General features: G+C 68.7%; 3 protein-coding genes (1 of these 3 running past the window's edge). All 3 read left to right on the top strand.

Annotated features, from left to right (window positions below; translation table 11 throughout):
* The first annotated feature begins 2 nt into the window (after positions 1-2).
* Tightly spaced (each overlapping or abutting the next), the 3 genes in view from OH491_RS15380 to OH491_RS15370 form a layout consistent with a single transcriptional unit that may run on beyond the window.
* Positions 3-8,105 (top strand): beta strand repeat-containing protein, encoded by an 8,103-nt coding sequence (locus OH491_RS15380; protein ID WP_342750569.1) that lies wholly within the window; start codon positions 3-5, stop codon positions 8,103-8,105.
* The gene (locus tag OH491_RS15375) at positions 8,105-9,031 is read left to right on the top strand and encodes a hypothetical protein (protein ID WP_342750568.1); all 927 of its coding nucleotides are present in this window, start codon (positions 8,105-8,107) and stop codon (positions 9,029-9,031) included. The genes OH491_RS15380 and OH491_RS15375 overlap by 1 nt, the downstream gene beginning before the upstream one ends.
* A protein-coding gene (locus OH491_RS15370) for an autotransporter-associated beta strand repeat-containing protein (protein WP_342750567.1) crosses the window boundary here: on the top strand, positions 8,991-18,315 show its 5' portion. Its footprint extends 12,131 nt past the window's final position; only the first 9,325 of its 21,456 coding nucleotides appear in the window; the start codon lies at positions 8,991-8,993; the stop codon falls past the right edge of the window. The genes OH491_RS15375 and OH491_RS15370 overlap by 41 nt, the downstream gene beginning before the upstream one ends.

Here is an 18,315-nt window from a genome sequence, read left to right as displayed (position 1 = left end):
ATATGAACCTTCAAAAAATATTCGGGCAGGCCGGCGAGTGTGGGTTGCTGCTGCTGTTTTTAATGCCTTCGTCCGTCTTCGCGCAGGCGGCGGCGAATACGACAGTTTCCTCCGGCACGCAGTCGGAGTACGGACCCAATCCCAGTTACCGTGACCAAGCCCGCACCTGGACCTTCACCAGCAGTGGCGCCGGGTTGCAGGCGCAAAACAACTATAGTTGGTACCTCGGCCAGTTCGGCAACAAAAACTCATCGCTCATTTACACCACCGGCAGCATCAGCTTCATCGCTAGCAATGGCATCACCGCGGGTAATTTGATTTTCACCTCCAACACCGCCAACGACACTTACACCTCTGGCGGCGCGGTCAGTTCGGGGCAAAATATCACCTTCAGCGGCGCGGCCCAGTCCATTCAATTTCTCGACAACTTCGCCAGCAATTACGGCGGCGCAATGTACGGCGCCACCGGGATCGCGCTGAGCGTCACCACCGGCTCGCTGGTCATCACCGGCAACGTCACCAGCGGCAGCTACGGCGGCGCGTTCAACACCGGCACCGCGGGCAGCGCGAACATCACCCTCAGCGGTTCCTACGGCCTCATCAACATTGCGAACAACCGCGCCACCAGCGGCCTCGGCGGCGCGTTTCGCTCGGCGGGCGGCATCAGCATCAGCAACGCGGCGGTCGGCAGCACCGGCTCGCTGACGGTCGCCAACAACTTCGCGCAGAGCGGCGGCGGCGCGTTCTACGCGACGCAGGGCAACGTGAACGTCGGCGGCAATTTCGGCGGCATCGCCTTCACCGGCAACACCGCCAACGGCAATGCCGGCGCGATTTTCGCCTCCTCCGCCATCGGCTTCACCGCGAACACGGTGAACGACATGCTGTTCGCCAACAACGTCACCAGCAGCGGCGCGGGCGGCGCGATGCTCGCGTGGGGCAACATCTCGCTGCTCGGCAACAGCGGCGGCAATCTGGCGTTCCAAAATAACGCCGCGTCGGGCGGGCCGGGCGGCGCGGTGTATTCCAACCAAGTCCTCACCGTCGGCGGCACTCACGCGAACATCCTGCTCGTCAGCAACACCGCCATCGGCGAGGGCGGCGCGTGGAACGCCAACAACGCCATGATCATCAGCGCCACCGCCGCGGCGTTCACCGCCACCGGCAACTACGCCAACACCAGCGGCGGCGCGCTCTACGTCGGCTCGGGGCTGGGCATCACCGGCAGCCTCGTGTTCGGCGGCAGCTACGGCAGCGTCACTTTCGCCAACAACAAAACCAACAGCAGCGGCGGCGCGATTGCCGCCGGCAACGGCAGCATCTTCATCGGCCCGCTGGTCAGCGGCACGCTGAGCTTCAGCGGCAACAGTTCGCAAGGCGGCGGCGCCATCAGCGCCGGCAACGCCATGGGCATCAGCGGCAGCTACGGCGCCATCGTGTTCGGCTCCAACAGCAGCAACGGCGGCAACGGCGGCGCCATTCTCGCCGGCGGCAACGTCACCATCAGCGCCACTGCGGCGGGCGCGCTGGCGTTCACCGGCAACACCTCCAATTCCAACGGCGGCGGCGCGATTTACTCCTCCGGCGGCGTCGTGAGTTTCGGTGGCGCGTATGGCTCGCTGCTCGCCACCGGCAACAACGCCGGCGGCGGCAGCGGCGGCGGCGCGTTTTACGGCGCCCAAGGAGTTATCCTCAACGCGCTGGTCGGTGGCACGCTGCTCCTCGCCAGCAACACCAGCGGCAACGGCGGCGGCGGCGTGATTTACGGCGGCGTCAACGGCGTCAGCATCGGCGGCACGGCGGCGGCGGTGAGCATCAGCGGCAACTACGGCGGTGGCAACGGCGGCGCCATCGAAAGCGGTGGCAACGTCATCCTCAGCGCCACCACCGGCACCTTCGCCTTCACCGGCAACGTCAGCAGCTACGGCGGCGGCGGTGGCGGCGCGCTTTATTCGGCGGGCAGCGTGTTGGTCGGCGGACAGGGCTACTACTTGTTCCAAAGCAACACCGCCACCGAGGGCGGCGCGATGAGCGTCGGCACGGGCGGCACCGTGGCGTTCACCACCGGCGGCAGCGTGAATTTCTCCGGCAACCACAACACCTACGGTGCGGGCGGTGGCGCGATTTACGGCGCGGGCGCGCTGACGGTCAGCGACGCTGTCACCGGCGGGGCGCTGACGTTCACCAGCAACACTTCCAGCAACAACGGCGGTGCGATTTACAGCACCGGCGCATTCACGCTGAACGTCAGCACCGGCACGCTGACCGCCACCGGCAACAAGGCGAACAACGGCAACGCCAACGGCGGCTTCGTTTTCATCAACGGCGGCAGCGGCGTCTTCAACATCGCCTCCGGAGCGGTCGCGCAAATCGGCAGCCAAACCTCCGTTGCCAACCAGACCGACAGCATCGGCGCGGCGAGCGGCGTCAACATTTACAAAACCGGCGGCGGCTTGCTGGCGCTGTGGTCGAAGAACGATTACCAAGGCGCCACGATAGTGCGGGGCGGCACGCTCAACGTCCTCGGCCAAATCACGAACAGCAGCGGCTTGATTGACGGAGGCATCGGCGAGGTGACCGGCAGCGGCTGGTGGAACGCGCCCACGCTGACCGTCGGCGGCTCCGTCAGCGGCACGTTCGTCGTGACCGACAGCGGCTCCGTCACCACCAACAACGTCACGTTCGGCCAAAACGCCGGCAGCCACGGCACCGGCACGGTCAGCGGCAGCGGCTACTGGTATAACAACAACGGCAGCTTCACCGTCGGCGCCGGCGGCGGCGCGTCGCTGACGTTGAACCAGACCGGCAGCATCTACACGCAAAACGGCAACGCCACCATCGGCGCGCCCGGCAGCGTGACGGTCAGCGACACCGCGTTGTGGCGCGGCGCGAACTTCACCAACAGCGGCAACCTCGGCCTGGGCCAGAGCGGCTCGCTGAGCCTCACCGGCGCATACACGCAAAACGCCACCGGCACGCTGACCATCAGCCTCAACGCCGCCGCGCCGAACGCCCCCTTTATCACCGCCAACACCGCCGCCCTCGCCGGCTACCTGGCCCTCAGCGGCTTCACCGGCGGCGCGCTCACCGGCAGCGCCGCCAGCGATTTTTCCAACAGCTCCTACACCATCATCCACACCACCGGCGGCATCACCGGAGACCTCATCGCCAATGTCGGCGGCGCGACCGGCTATGATTTCCTCAACCTCGGCGCGCACAAGGCCAACAGCGACCGTGATTACGTCGTCGGGCTGGGCCTCGCGTGGTACGACGCGCCCGCCTCGTCGCACGGCAACTTCACCCTCGGCGCGGGGCAAAGTTTCGACGTTGACGTCATCCTCAGCGACACCACCCCCGACCTCGGCACCACCAACGCCAGCGGCGCGACGTGGGACGGCAAATCGCTGACCGTCACCGCCAGCAACAGCGGCACCCTCACCCTCAGCGCCCGCAACACCTACACCGGCACCACCACCGTCAGCGGCGGCGCGCTGAACATCACCGGCACCACCGACGGCAACACGCGGGCCGTCGTCGGCGGCGCGGCGGGCCGCAGCGGCACCGTGAGCGTCAGCGGCAGCGCGCTGTGGCAGGTCGGCGCCGGCGGCATGGACATTGGCGCGGCGGGCGACGGCCTCGTCACTCTCAGCGGCGGTGCCACGCTCGCCACCGGCGGCACGCTGACGGTCGGCGACCAGGCGCAGGGCGTCTTGGAAAGTTTTGGCAACTCCACCCTCGTCACCAACGGCGCCGTCGTCATCGGCCACGCCGCCGGCGTGTTCGGCGGCGTGGGGATTGGCGCGGACGCCGCGTCCGCCGCTTACTGGAACGCCGGTTCGGGCAGCATGGTCATCGCCGGCAGCGGCACCGGCGTCGTGCGCGTCGGCAACAGCGGCAGCATCACCGGCAGCGGCCGGGTGGTCATCGGCGCGGAGGCGGGCGGCTTCGGGCAGGCGTATGTGTCCGACCACGCTTACTGGAGCGTGACCAACAGCGTCATCGCCGGCGCGGACGGTTACGGCCAGTTGATTGTCGGCGACAGCGGCAGCATGAGCGTCAGCGGCAGCGTGATTATCAACATGGGCGGCGGCGGCGGCGCGGTGTGGATTGGCGGCACCGGCAGCGACGGCGACGCGACGCTGACCGTAGGCGGCGATTTCATCAACGGCGCGGACGCGTCCCCCGGCCTGGCGACCGCCCTGCGCGTCAACGGCAACGGCGTGCTGAACGTCGCCGGCATCTACACGCAGAACGACAGCGCGCAACTGCTCGCCATCCTCGACTCCACCACGCGCGGCCCGGACGACGCCTTCATCTACGCCGGCAGCGCCGTGCTCGGCGGCACGCTGAACGTCGTCTCGTTCAACGGCGCGGCCAGCGGCAGCAGCGCCAGCGGCCTGCGCGAGGGCAGCACGCTCATCATCAGCACCAGCGGCGGCTTCGGCGGCTCCGATTTCGCCGTCAAGAACGTCAGCAGCGCCGCCGCCAGCAATTACAAATTCATCATTCTCGACGGCTTCGCCAGCAACGACGGCAGCAGCCCCGTCGGCACCGGCACGAATTATTACGTCGGCTTTGAACTCGCGTGGCAGGCGTCGGGTTCCCTCGGCAGCGGCGTGTTTGAGCTCGATGACGGCCAGTCCTTCGACGTGGATATTTCTTTGGGCAACAACAGCGCCGCTCCCGCCGCCGGCGCGGCGTGGGACGGCCGGTCGCTGACCAAGACCGGCGTCGGTGCGCTGTTCCTCACCGCCAGCAACAACTACACCGGCACCACCACCGTCAGCGCAGGCGAATTTTTCGTCACCACCCTCAGCGGCAGCGGTGCGGGCAGCATCAACAACAGCGCGGCGGCGATTATTGACAGCGGCACAGCGGCCGTCAGCGGCTCCGGCGCGTGGAGCGCGACCAGCTTCACCGTCAGCGCCGGCTGGCTCAACGCGCAGGATACCGCCGCCGTCAGCGCCACCGCGCTGAACGTCAGCGGCGGCCTCGTCAGTTTGAACAACAGCGCCACCCTCAACGCCGCCAGCGGCACCGTCAGCGGCAGCGGCGGCGTGAGCGTCGGCGGCACCGCGATTTGGATTGGCAGCAGCCTGACCGTCAGCGGCGGCACGCTGGGCGTCAGCGACAGCGGCAGCGTGAGCCTCGGCGGCGCCTACACCCAGCAAGGCGGCGGCAACCTGTTCATTGATCTCGCCAACCGCGACAGCGGGCGCGGCGCGTATATCAACGCCAGCACCGCCGCCCTCGACGGCTCGCTGACCGTCACCGGTTTCGAGGTCAACGTCACCGGCACCGCCGCCAGCCTGCTTACGAACAACAGCGTCCTCCTCCTCCACACCGCCGCCCCGGGCAGTATCAGCGGCAGCTTCGCCAACCTCATCATCAGTGGCCTCCCGCCCGGCGGCCTGCCCGACTACATCACCGGCGGCGCGTACGCGGTCAACAACAACCAGGACTACGTGCTCGGTTTCGGCCTCGCGTGGTTTAGCGCGTCGAGCGTCAGCCACGGCAACTTCACTCTCGGCGACGGCGCGGCGTTCAACGTGGACGTGACGCTGAGCGACACCAACGCCGACCTCGGCACCACCAACGCCAGCGGCGCCGCGTGGGACGGCCGCACGCTGACCAAACTCGGCAGCGGCACGCTGACACTCAGCGCGTCGAACGCCTACACCGGCAGCACCGTCATCATCGAGGGCGCGTTGCTCGCCTCCGCCGCCACCGCCAACGCCGCCGACGCCATCAACTCCAGCACGCTCATCGTTTTCAACAGCACGACCAGCAGCGGCACGCTGATGTTCAACCAAAGCGCCACCCTCAGCGCCCGCCAATATGTCGCCGCCGGTGCCGCCGGCAACCTCGCGCAAAGCAGCACCACCGCCACGCTGACCGTCACCGCCCCCGCTTACAACGGCAACGGCGGCGCGGTATTTGTCGAGGCGGGCGGCGCTTATAATATCAAGGGCCACGCGGAATTTGCAGGCAACAGCGTCAGCGGCGCGAACCTCGGCGGCGCGATGTATTTCGCGGGCAACGGCGCGCTTGATTTCGACGACTGCAATTTCCTCCTCACCGGCAACACCGCCGGCAGCGGCGGCGCGATTGCGATGGGCGCGAGCACCGGCACGCTGACGGTCAACGGCAGCTCCGGCCTCCTCACCTTCGGCGGCAACGTCGCCACCGGCTCGCAAGGCGGCGCGATTTATTCCGCCGACGCGCTCAATTTCACCGTCTCCTCCGGCACGCTGACCTTCACCGGCAACACCGCCGCGTTTGACGGCGCGGCGATGTTCGCGCGGAACAACCTGAACCTCAGCGGCACTTTCGGCGACTTCCTCATCGTCTCCAACACCAGCGGCGCCGGCGTCGCCCTCGGCACCGGCACCATCGGCAACGGCGCGATTGCCACCGGCGCCACCGGCACGCTGGCCATCACCGCCCAGGTCGCCGGCACGCTGGCGGCGGCGGGCAACTACGCCGCCGGCAACGGCGCGGCGCTGTATGCGGGCGCGCTGAATTTCAGCGGCAGCTTCGGCGAAATCATCTTCGCCTCGAACACCGCGGCCGCGGGCTACTACGGCGGCGCGATTTGGGCGGAGCAAAACATCGCCATGGACGCCGTCAGCGCGGGCAACATCACCTTCAGCGGCAACCACGCCAGCGCCGCCGCCGGCGCGCTCGGCTCGTCGCAGGGCGGCGTCGCCATCAACGCCGTCGCCGGCGGCACGCTGGCCGTCACCGGCAACTACGCGGCGGGCGGCGCGGGCGCGTTTTATGCCTACCAGACGCTGACCGTCAGCGGCAGCTACGGCGCGCTGCTGATTGACTCCAACACCACCGGCGGCCTCGCGGGCGCGTTCGGCTCCTATGGCGCCATGGCGTTTGACGTGACCACCGCCGGCGACATTGACGTGACCAACAACACCGCCGGCGGCGGCGGCGGCGCGCTCGGCTCCTACGACGGCGTCACCGTCAGCGCCGTGGCCGGTGGCAACCTCAACTTCACCGGCAACACCGCCGGCGCCTCCGGCGGTGCCATTGGCACCGCCCCCACCACCCCCGACGGCCTCGCCGCCGCCTCCAGCGACGTCATCATCACCGCCACCGTCGCCGGCACGCTGAACGTCAGCCACAACCGCTCCGGCACCGGCGCCAACTACAACGACGGCGGCGCGGTTTACGCCTCGCGGGACGTGATGTTCAGCGGCAGCTACGGCGCGATTCTCTTCGCCTCCAACACCGCCGGCAGCTGGGGCGGCGCGATTTACGCCCAGCGCGACCTCACCCTCGACGCCGTCAGCGCGGGCGACATCGTCTTCGACCACAACACCAGCACCGGCGGCGACTACGGCGCGTTCGGCACCGCCGACGGCAGCACCCTCATCAGCGCCCTCGCTGGCGGCGCGCTGATCGTCACCAACAACGCCGCGTTCAGCGATTTCGGCGGCTTGGGCGCGAACCAGTCGCTGACGGTCAGCGGCACCTACGGCTCGATTTTTATTGATTCCAACACCGCCGGCCGCTCGGTCGGCGCCCTCGGCGCGGTGCTCGGCAGCGTGGTCATTGACGCCCAGTCCGCCGGCGCGCTGACCGTCACCAACAACGTCGCCACCGGCGCGTCCGGCAACTACGGCGTCGCCGGCGCCATCGGCTCCATCGCCGGCGACGTCATCGTCGGCAGCAGCTACGCGCCTTCGTCATCGAGGCAACACGCCGGTTACGGCGCGCCGTCCACGCGGCGAACAACCTCACCTCAGCGCCACCGCCGCCGGCGCGTTTTCCATCACCGCAACTCGCCGACGTCGGCAGCAGCGCGCTGGCCATCACCGACTATCTGTCCACCGTCCTCGCCGACTACCCGCAGATTGACCCCGGCTCGGTCAGGGCACCGGCGTCCTCACCATCGGCGGCCTGACCGGCAACCCATCATCAGCGTTAACAAGCTGCGCCGGCAGCGGCGCGATTTACCCTCGGCAGCGCCATCACCCTTTCCGGCACGTTCGGGCTGGTCACCGTCACCGGCAACGTCAGCGGCTCGCAAGGCGGCGCGATTTATTCCGGCTCCAGCTTCATCCTCCACCTCGCGTCCGGCGACCTGATGAACGTCAGCGGCAACACGACGGGCGGCGGCGACGCGGCGGGCGGCTTCCTGTATGTGGCGAGCGGCAGCGCGTGGTTTGACATCGCCGCCGGCGCTGACGCTGAAATCGGCTCCCAATTCTCCGCCGCCATGCAAGCCGACTCCATCGCCACCAACAGCGGCGTCAATTTAATCAAAACCGGCGACGGCTTGCTCACGCTGTGGGCGACCAACACCGTCGGCGGCACCGCCACCCTCAGCGGCGGCACCCTCGCCATCGGCGCGCCCGGCTCACTGCTCGCGGAGGGCGATTTCACGCAGGCCGCGAACACCGTCCTTTCGCTCGACCTAGCCAACGCCTCGCGCAGCACCTTCATCAGCGTCAGCGGATCCATTTTCCTTGATAATTCCGGCACGCTGCAACTCAGCAACTACACCAACCTCATCGCCAGTGGCAGCACCGCCAGCGGTTACACGGCGACCTCGCTGGTGCAATTCCTCATGCACGCCGACGGCACGATTTTCGGCGATTACAACAACTACACCAGCGTCGTGGACGGCACCGGCGGCGCGTTCAACGCCGCCTTCAGCGGCACCCGCGACTTTTTGCAATTCGGCATCATGAAGATTAACGACGACACCGACCTGATTATCGGCAACGTCCTGTCATGGTTCACCGGCACGGACACCAGCCACGGCAACTTCACGCTGAACGCGGGCGAGAGCTTCGACATTGACGTCGACCTCTACAACCACCGGGCACGAGAGCAGCGGCGGCTACGCACGGACGCGTCGCTGACCGTCACCGCCAGCAACAGCGGCACCCTCATCCTCAGCGCCGGCAACAGCTACCGGCACCACCGTCCTCGGCGGCGCGCTGGTCGTCACCACCACCAGCGGCAGCATGGCGGGCCGCATCAACCACAACGCCGCCGCGCTGATTAACGGCGGCACCGGCGTGGTCAGCGGCGGCGGCTACTGGAGCGCGACCACCTTCACCCTCGGCGCCGGCGCGCTGAACATCACCAACCGCGGCCTCGTCAACGCTGACGGCCAGTATGTCCAGGGCGGCGGCCTGCTGGCGCTCGACCTCACCAGCGGGCGCGCGCCGGGCAGCGCCTTCGTCACCGCCGGCGCGGCGACGCTCGGCGGCACGCTGGCGGTCACCGGCCTGAGCGGCAGCGCGGGCTACACCGGCACCACCGGCCCCGACGGCATCATCTATCTCACCGACACCAAGGCCAGCGACGTCGGCCGCAACCAGCAACTCCTCATCCACACGCAGAACGGCGTCGGCGGCACCTGGTTCGACCACGTCACCCTCAGCGGCGGCACCAGCGACTTTGACTACCTGAACTACGGCGTCACCCTGGTCGGTGGCACCGACGTGGTGGCGGGCGCGATGCTCACGTGGTACACGGGAACAGAAACGTCCCATGGCAATTTCACCATCACCAACACCCTCGGCTACTTCGACGTGGATGTCGCGCTCGTCAACCAAAGCCCGTCCAACATCCTCGCGTGGGACGGCCAGTCGCTGACGCTGACCGCCAGCAACAGCGGCACCCTCATCCTCAGCGCCAGCAACAGCTACAGCGGCACGACCACCGTTGACGGCGGCGTGCTCAGCGTCACCGGCTGGACGGGCAGCACGACGGCAGTCGTCGTCGGCTCCACCGCCGGCCTGAGCGGCACGCTGACCGTCAGCGGCAGCGCGTGGCTGGGCGGCGCCGACACCGAACTTTACATCGGCGGCACTGGCGGCGTCGGCGCGCTCAACGTCAGCGGCGGCGTCGTGAATTATAATGAAGCGTGGCTGGGCAACGGCGGCACGGCCTCGTTTGTCCTGAGCGGCGGCACCATCAGCGGCGGCGAGGTGCGCATGGGCGCCAACCTCGGCGGCGTCGCCACCGGCACCATCAGCGGCGGCCTGTGGAACACCAACGGGAGCCAGTTTGAAATCGGCCTCGTCAACGACGGCTCCGCGTCGCTGACCATGACCGGCGGCACCCTCGCCACGGGCCTGCTCAACATCGGCAACTTCGGCCGCGGCGCGCTGACCATGACCGGCGGCCTGATTGAGGCGGCGGGCTTCATGGACGTCGGCCTCGGCCTGTCGTTCTTCCAATACGGCCCCGGCACCGGCGTGGTGACCATGACCGGCGGCACGATTAACACGGCGCTGCTCGGCGTCGGCATGAGCGGCAGCGGCGGCGCGGCGGCGCCCGGCACCGGCACCGTGAGCCTCAGCGGCGGCGCGGTTGTCAACGCCGGCGACGTCATGCTGGGCCTGAGCGCGGGCGGCACCGGCGGGATGAGCGTCAGCGGCGGCGCGGTGTTGAACGCGACCGGCGGCGTCATCGTCGGCAGCACGTTCAACCTGTTCGCCGCGTCGCTCGGCGACGGCGTCGGCGCGCTGGCCGTCAGCGACAGCGGCAGTGTCACCGCCGGCGGCACCTATTCGCAAAACGCGCTCAGCACGCTGACGCTGACCCTCGACGGCACGCTCGGCTCGCGCGGCGCGTTCATCACCGCCAGCGCGGCGGACTTGACCAGCGCCGGCACGCTGACGGTCAACGCCAGCGGCACCGCGCAATTCGTCAACGGCGGCAGCGCCTCGGCCCTGGCGAACAACGCGCAAATCCTCATCCACACCAGCACCATCAGCGGCGACTTTGCGACCAAAACCGTCACCGGCGGCACCAGCCAGCGCGACTTCCTGACCTTCGGCGCGTTCATCACCGGCGGCACCGACTACGTGGCGGGTTCGCAACTGACGTGGTACAGCGGCACCGCCACCGCGCACGGAGATTTTACGCTAAACAGCGGAGAAAGTTTCACCCTTGACGCGCTGACGGTGAACGGCACCGGCGGCCTCGGCCTCGTCGCCGTCAACCCGAACAACACCTCCGCTTGGGATGGCGACACGCTGACGCTCACCGCCAGCAACAGCGGCACCCTCATCCTCAGCGCCACCAACTACCTCGCCGGCCTGCGCGTCCTCGGCGGCTGGCTCGTGAACCGCGGCTGGACCAGCGACGATTTATACGTGGACAACGGCGCCACCGCCATCAACACGGACGGCGCGTATTTGACCGCCACCAACGCCATCATCGGCGACACCGCCGCCGGCGCACTGCTGGTCGAGGGCGGCACCGTCAGCGTCCTCGAAACGCTGACCGTCGGCGCGCAAGCCGGCTCCAGCGGCACCGTCGCCGTCAACGGCAGCGGCGTCCTCGTCGCCGGCAACACCGGCGCTTTTTACACCTCCGTCATCGGCGACAGCGGCGTCGGCGTCCTCAACCTCGGCGGCGACGCCAGCGCCTTCTTCAGCAGCACCAGCGGCGGCTTGAACGGCGGCGGCCTGACCCTCGTCGTCGGCAACAGCAGCGGCGGCAGCGGCACCGTCAGCGTCAGCGACAACGCCCTGCTCAGCGTGACCAGCGTCGGCAACACCGCCATCAGCCTCGGCTACGACCCCGGCGCGACCGGTTACCTCAATGTCAGCGGCGGCACCGTGAGCAGCGTCGCCGGCGGCGGGCACGACATCATCGGCGACATGGGCGGCAGCGGCTACGCCACCGTCAGCGGCAGCGGCGTCTGGCAGGCCAACACGATCATGGTCGGCTTGTGGGGCGGCGCCCAAGGCATTGGCATCAACAGCCTGGGCGTGCTGGGCATCACTGGCGGCGGGCGGGTCAGCCTCACCGGCGCTTCCGCCGCCGGCGCGGCGCTGGCGGTCGGCGTGGACGGCGGCGCGAGCGGCACGGTCACGGTCAGCGGCTCCGGCTGGCTCGACGCGGGCAGCCAGGTGATCATCGGCGGCGGCGGCGACGGCGCGCTGACCGTCAGCGAGAGCGGCAGTCTGACCGTCAGCGGCGAAATTTTGGTCGGCCTGACCGGCCCCGGCATCATGCCCGGGCTGACCGGCACCGGCCACGGCGCGGTCACCGTCAGCGGCAGCGGCTTCGTGGGCGTCACTGGCGATTTCACCGTCGGCGAGGGCGGCACCGGCGCGTTGTTGCTCACCGGAAACGGACGCATCAGCAGCCATGATGTTTATTTCGGTGACAGTGCCACTGCCATCGGCAGCGGCACTGTCAGCGGCAGTGCGTTCTGGGCTAACAACGGCGGTGATTTCATCGTCGGTAATTATGGCACTGGCGCATTGACGCTCACCGACAGCGGCAGCATCACCAGCGGCGAGGTTAATATCGGCCACTACGCCGGCGCCGTCGGCAGCGCCACCGTCAGCGGCACGGCATTCTGGAATGTTGCCGGCGACTTTTCTGTTGGCAACCTCGCCACCGCCACCGGCAATCTCGCCATCAGCGACAGCGGCAGCATCGCCCTCACCCAGCAATATACGCAAAACGCAAACTCCTCGCTGACGCTGACCTTGACCGACACCCTCGGCTATCGCGGCGCGTTCATCACGGCGGACGAGGCCTCGCTCTCCGGCACGCTGACGGTCAACGCCACCGGCACGGCGAATTTCGTCAGCGGCGGCAGCGCGGCGGCCTTGGCGAACGGCGCGCAAGTCCTCATTCACACCGAAAACGGTTTCAACAACAGAGACTTCGCCAGCAAGATCGTCACCGGCGGCACCAGCCAGCGCGACTTCCTGACCTTCGGCGCGTTCATCACCGGCGGGACGGATTATGTGCTCGGCAGCGAACTCGCATGGTTCTCCGCCACCACCGCCAGCCACGGCAACTTCACCTTGAACAGCGGCGAGAGCTTCAACGTTGACGTGTCGCTCAGCAACACCACCGCCCACGCCGCCGGCGCGAACGTCCCCGCGTGGGACGGCAAGTCGCTGACCGTCACCTCGTCCAATCAAGGCACGCTGTATCTCACCGCCTCGAACAACTACACCGGCACCACGTTCGTGCTCGGCGGCGCGCTGATCGTCACCACCACCACCGGCGGCAGCAACGGCATGATCGCCGCCAGCTCGGAGACCCTGATTGACAGCGGCGGCACCCTCACGGTCAGCGGCAGCGGCTGGCTCAACGCCATTGATTACGGCGGCTTGGCGGGCGGCTATCTGGTCGTCGGCTACAACGGCTTCGGCGCGCTGAACCTCACCGACAGCGGCAGCGTCACGGTGGAAAACCACGTCACCCTCGGCGACCTCGCGGGCTCGACCGGCACCGCCTCCGTCAGCGGCGGCCTGTTGACGACCAACCAGTTCTTCATTGGCAACAGTGGCACGGGCCTTCTGACCATCAGCGGCGGCACCGTCAGCGGCACCGGCAACTACTACTCCAGTCTCGGCGAACTCGCGGACGGCACCGGCATCGTGGACATGCGCGGCGGCCTGTTGGAATTCGCCAGCGTCTTCTTGGTCGGCTTCAGAGGCGCGGGCGAGCTGACCCTCAGCGGCGGCACCCTCAGCGTCGGCGGGGCCAGCTACCTCGGCAATAGCGCCGGCAGCAGCGGCACGGCGGCGGTCAGCGGCGGCTTGTGGTCGTCCGGCGGCGACTTCTTGGTCGGTGTCAGCAGCACGGGCGCGCTGACGCTCAGCGGCGGCACCATCAGCGCCGGCGGGGACGCCGTCCTCGGCGCCAATGCCATCGGCACGGCCACCGTCAGCGGCAGCGGTTTGTGGACGGTGGCGGGCGATTTCTACAACGGCTACTACGGCACGGGCGCGCTGGCCGTCACCGACAGCGGCAGCGTCAGCGTTGGCGGGGACATCGCCATCGGCGTCGCCACCACCGGTACCGGCGCGGTCAGCGTCAGGGGCAGCGCGCTGTTGAGCGGCAGCGGCAACTTGTATCTCGGCTACGACAACAGCGGCACCCTCGGCGTTGGCTCGCTCGCCATCGCCAACAGCGGCAGCGTCGCCGTCACCGGCTCGTATGTCCAAACCGCCAGCTCCGCGCTGGCGCTCACCCTCGACGGCACCCTCGGCTCGCGCGGCGCGTTCGTCACCGCGCAAACGGCGACCGTCGGCGGTACGGTCAGCGTCAGCGCCGCCGGCGCCGCGCTCGACACCAGCGCGACCCTTGCCTCCCATCTCGCCGACGCCGCCCAAGTCCTCATCCACACCACCGGCGGCGTCACCGTCACCGCCAGCGGCACGGTCAGCGGCATCGCCGGCGTCGGCGCGGCGCGCGACTACCTCACCGCCGGCCTGTTCACCGTTGGCGGCACCGACTACGTCCTCGGCGCCCAACTCGCGTGGTTCGGCGACACCAACAACGGCTACGGCGGCTTCACCCTTGACCCCAACACCAGCTTCAACGTCAACGTCACCCTCAGCGACACCATGGGCCTCGCCGGTTCCTCGACCTACGTCAGCGGCTGGGATGGCCGCTCGCTGACGGTGACCAGCAGCAACAGCGGCACGCTCATTCTCAGCGCCTCGAACACTTACACCGGCAGCACCACCGTCAACGGCGGCGTGTTGGAAGTCACCGGCTGGACGGGCAGCACTTCGCAAGTCGTCATCGGCCCAAATGCCACCGACAGCGGCACGGTCAACGTTAACGGCGGCCTGCTGGCGGCCGGCGGGGATTTCTACGTCGGCAACCGCGGCACCGGTTTGCTGGCGCTGACCGCCGGCGGCGTCATCAACAGCGGCAGCGATGTGATTCTCGGCAACCATCAGGGCGGCCGGGGCGAAGTCACCGTCAGCGGCTCGGCGTTTTGGAACAGTGCCAGGGATTTCATTGTCGGCGGCATCGGCGCGGGCGCGCTGACGCTCACCGAGAGCGGCAGCCTCAACGCCGGCAGGTTGGTTTACCTCGGCAACTCCGACAACTCTGTCGGCGTGGTCACCGTCAGCGGCTCCGCCCGTTTGACGGCGGTGGAAGGCCTTTACGTCGCAAACTACGGCACCGGCACGCTGACACTCACCGGGAACGGCAGGATTGACAGCGGGGCCGCCGTCATCGGCGCCGGCACTGGCACCGGCGCTGCCACCGTCGGCGGTTCGGCGTACTGGCGGGTGGATGACTACATCTCCGTCGGCGAATATGGCATCGGCGCGCTGACCCTCGCCGAAAGCGGCAGCCTCAGCGGCCATCGAATCATCCTCGGCAACTACAACGGCTCCGCCGGCACGGCCGTCGTGGGCGGCACGGCGAGGTTGAGCGCGGGCGAGGATTTTTACAACGGTTACTACATGTTCACCGGCACCGGCGCGCTGATCGTCAGCGGCAGCGGCCTGGTCACCGTCGGCGGTCTGTATTCGCAAAGCGCGCGCTCGACGCTGACCCTCGACGCCTCCGGGCGCGGCGAGAACGACGCCTTCATCTACGCGGCGAGCGCGACCGTCGGCGGCGCCATCACCGTCGGCGGCGTCGGCCCGGGCGGTAATTTCGACAACGCCAGCGCCGTGGTCTCCAGCAGCCACCAAGTCCTCATCAGCGCCACCACCGGCACCATCAGCGGCACCTTTGCGACGGCGACGCTCGCCGGTTTCAACGGCGCGAGCCTGCCGGATTATTTGTACGGCGGCATCTACAAAACCGCCGACGCGAAACAATACGTCGCCGGCGTGAACCTCGCGTGGTTCGGCGACGCCGCCAACGGCCACGGCAATTTCAGCGTCGCCAGCGGCACCAGCTTTGACGTGAACGTCAGCCTCAGCGACACGAACAACTTCGTCAGCAGCGGCACCTACGCCGGCGGCTGGGATGGCAAGTCGCTGACCGTCACGAGCAGCAACAGCGGCACCCTCATCCTCAGCGCGAGCAACAACTACACCGGCACCACCACCGTCAACGGCGGCGTCCTCGCCATCACCGGCTGGACGGGCACCAACGCCGCCGGCCTCGTCAACGGCGGCACCGTGAATGTCAGCGGCAACGGCTACTGGGGCGTGAACCATCTCACCGTCGGCGACGCCACCGCCGGCGCGCTGGCCATCACCGGCAGCGTGGCCGTCGCCAGCCAATTCATGGCCGGCAACACGGCCACCGGCAGCGGCGCCATCAACGTCAGCGGCAACGGCGTGCTCACGGTTGGCGGCACCGGCGCCAATTACATTTCCGCGCTCGGCCACGGCGCCGGCGCCAGCGGCGTCCTGGGCCTCGGCGACGACGCCCGGGTCACCATCAGCGGCAGCGAGAGTCCGTTCCTGGTCGGCACCGCCGGCGGCAGCGGCACGGTCACCATCAGCGGCCGGGCGGTGCTGGCACTCGTCAATCTCCAGGGCCGGACCGGCGACATCACCAATGCCGAGGGAATCGCGCTCGGTTTTGGCGACGACAGCGCCGGTTATCTGTTCATCAGCGGCGGCACGCTGGACACCCGTGACACCGGCTTTGATTCCATCGGCGCCGGCATGGGGGCGACCGCCGGCAGCGGCTTTGCCACCGTCAGCGGCAGCGGCGTGTGGGAGAGCCGCGCGCTGCTGGCCGGCTTCGCCGCGAATGGCGCGGACGGCAGCGGGCTGGGTGTGGTGACCGTGACCGGCAACGGGCGGATCAGCGCGGCGGGTTATGACGTGCTCGGCCTGGCGCTGGGCGTTGGCTTGGGCGGCGGCAACAGCGGCACGGTCGCCATCAGCGGCGGCGGCTGGTATGACGCGGGCGACCGCGTGGTGTTTGGCGCCAGCGGCGCGGGCGGGCTGACCGTCGGCCAGAGCGGCAGCCTCACCGCTGACAGTGACATTATCATCGGCGCCGCGCTCAATGAATTTGGCTACGGCAGCGGCGACGGCGGCCTCGGCACGGTCAGCGTCAGCGGCAGCGGCTTGGTTGCCACCGCGAGCAATTTCATCCTCGGCAGCACCAGCGGCACCGGCAACCTCGCCATCAGCGGCAGCGGCTTGGTCACGGCGGGCGGCGTTTATGCGCAGAACGCCGTTTCCTCGCTGACGCTGACCCTCGACGGCACACCCGGCTCGCGCAGCGCGTTTGTCACCGCCAACAGCGGCACATTGGGTGGCACGCTGACCGTCAACGCCACCGGCACGGCGACGTTCGTCAGCGGCGGCAGCGCGTCGGCGCTCGCGAACAACGCGCAAGTGCTCATTCACACCAACACCATCAGCGGCGACTTCGCCACCGTCAGCGTCACCGGCGGCACGAGCCAGCGCGACTTCCTGACCTTCGGCGCGTTCATCACCGGCGGCACCGACTACGTGCTCGGCTCCCAACTCGCGTGGTTCAGCGCCACCACCGCCAGCCACGGCAATTTCACCCTCGGCGCGGGCGAGAGCTTCGACGTTGACGTCACCCTCAGCGACACCACGCCGCACGCCGCCGGCGCGAACGTCATCGCGTGGGACGGCCGCTCGCTGACGGTGACGAGCACCAACACCGGCAACCTCATCCTCAGCGCGTCGAACAACTACAGCGGCACGACCACCGTCAACGGCGGCGTGCTGGCCATCAGCGGCTACGTCGGCGGCACGGCGGGCGTCATCGGCGGCGCGGCGAACACCAACGGCGCCGTCACCATCAGCGGCACGTGGAACACCGGCACGAACAGCACGAACAACCTCACCGTCGGCGACTCCGGCACCGGCGCGCTGACCATCCTCGCCGGCGGCATGGTCGGCGACAACAACGGTTATCTCGGCTACTCAAACGGCGGCAGCGGCAGCGCGACCGTCGCCGGCGTGTGGGCGAACCGCGGCAGCCTCACCGTCGGCGACCGCGGCGCGGGCTGGCTGGACATCCTCGCAGGCGGCACGGTCACCAACAGCGCCGGCTATGTCGGCTACAACACCAACGGCAGCGGCAGCGCGACGGTCGCGGGCGTGTGGGCGAACAGCGGCAACCTCGTCGTCGGCCGCTGGAGCGCGGGCTGGCTGAACATCCTCGCGGGCGGCACGGTCACCAACAGCACCGGCGATGTTGGCAACGGCGGCGGCGGCAGCGGCAGCGCGACCGTCGCCGGCGTGTGGGTGAACCGCAACGACCTCAATGTCGGCAACAACGGCACGGGCCGGCTGGACATCCTCGCCGGCGGCACGGTCAGCGCCGCCACCGGTTATCTCGGACGGGTCAACGGCAGCAGCGGCAGCGCGAATGTCGCGGGGGTGTGGACGAACAGCGGCGACTTCACCGTCGGCTACGGCGGCAAGGGCTGGCTGAAAGTCACCGACAGCGGCACGGTCCGCGCGGGCGGCAATATCACCGTCGGCAGCGGCGCCAGCACGGTCATCGTCAGCGACACCGCCCTCGTCACCACCGCCAGTAATTTCATCCTCGGCAGCGGCGGCACCGGCGCGCTGACCGTCAGCGACAGCGGCACGGTGGCCGCGG

It is taken from the genome of Termitidicoccus mucosus (assembly GCF_038725785.1).
Lineage (GTDB): Bacteria > Verrucomicrobiota > Verrucomicrobiia > Opitutales > Opitutaceae > Termitidicoccus > Termitidicoccus mucosus.
The sequence above is the reverse complement of the archived record's forward strand: the minus strand, read 5'-3'. Positions and strand labels throughout refer to the sequence as shown.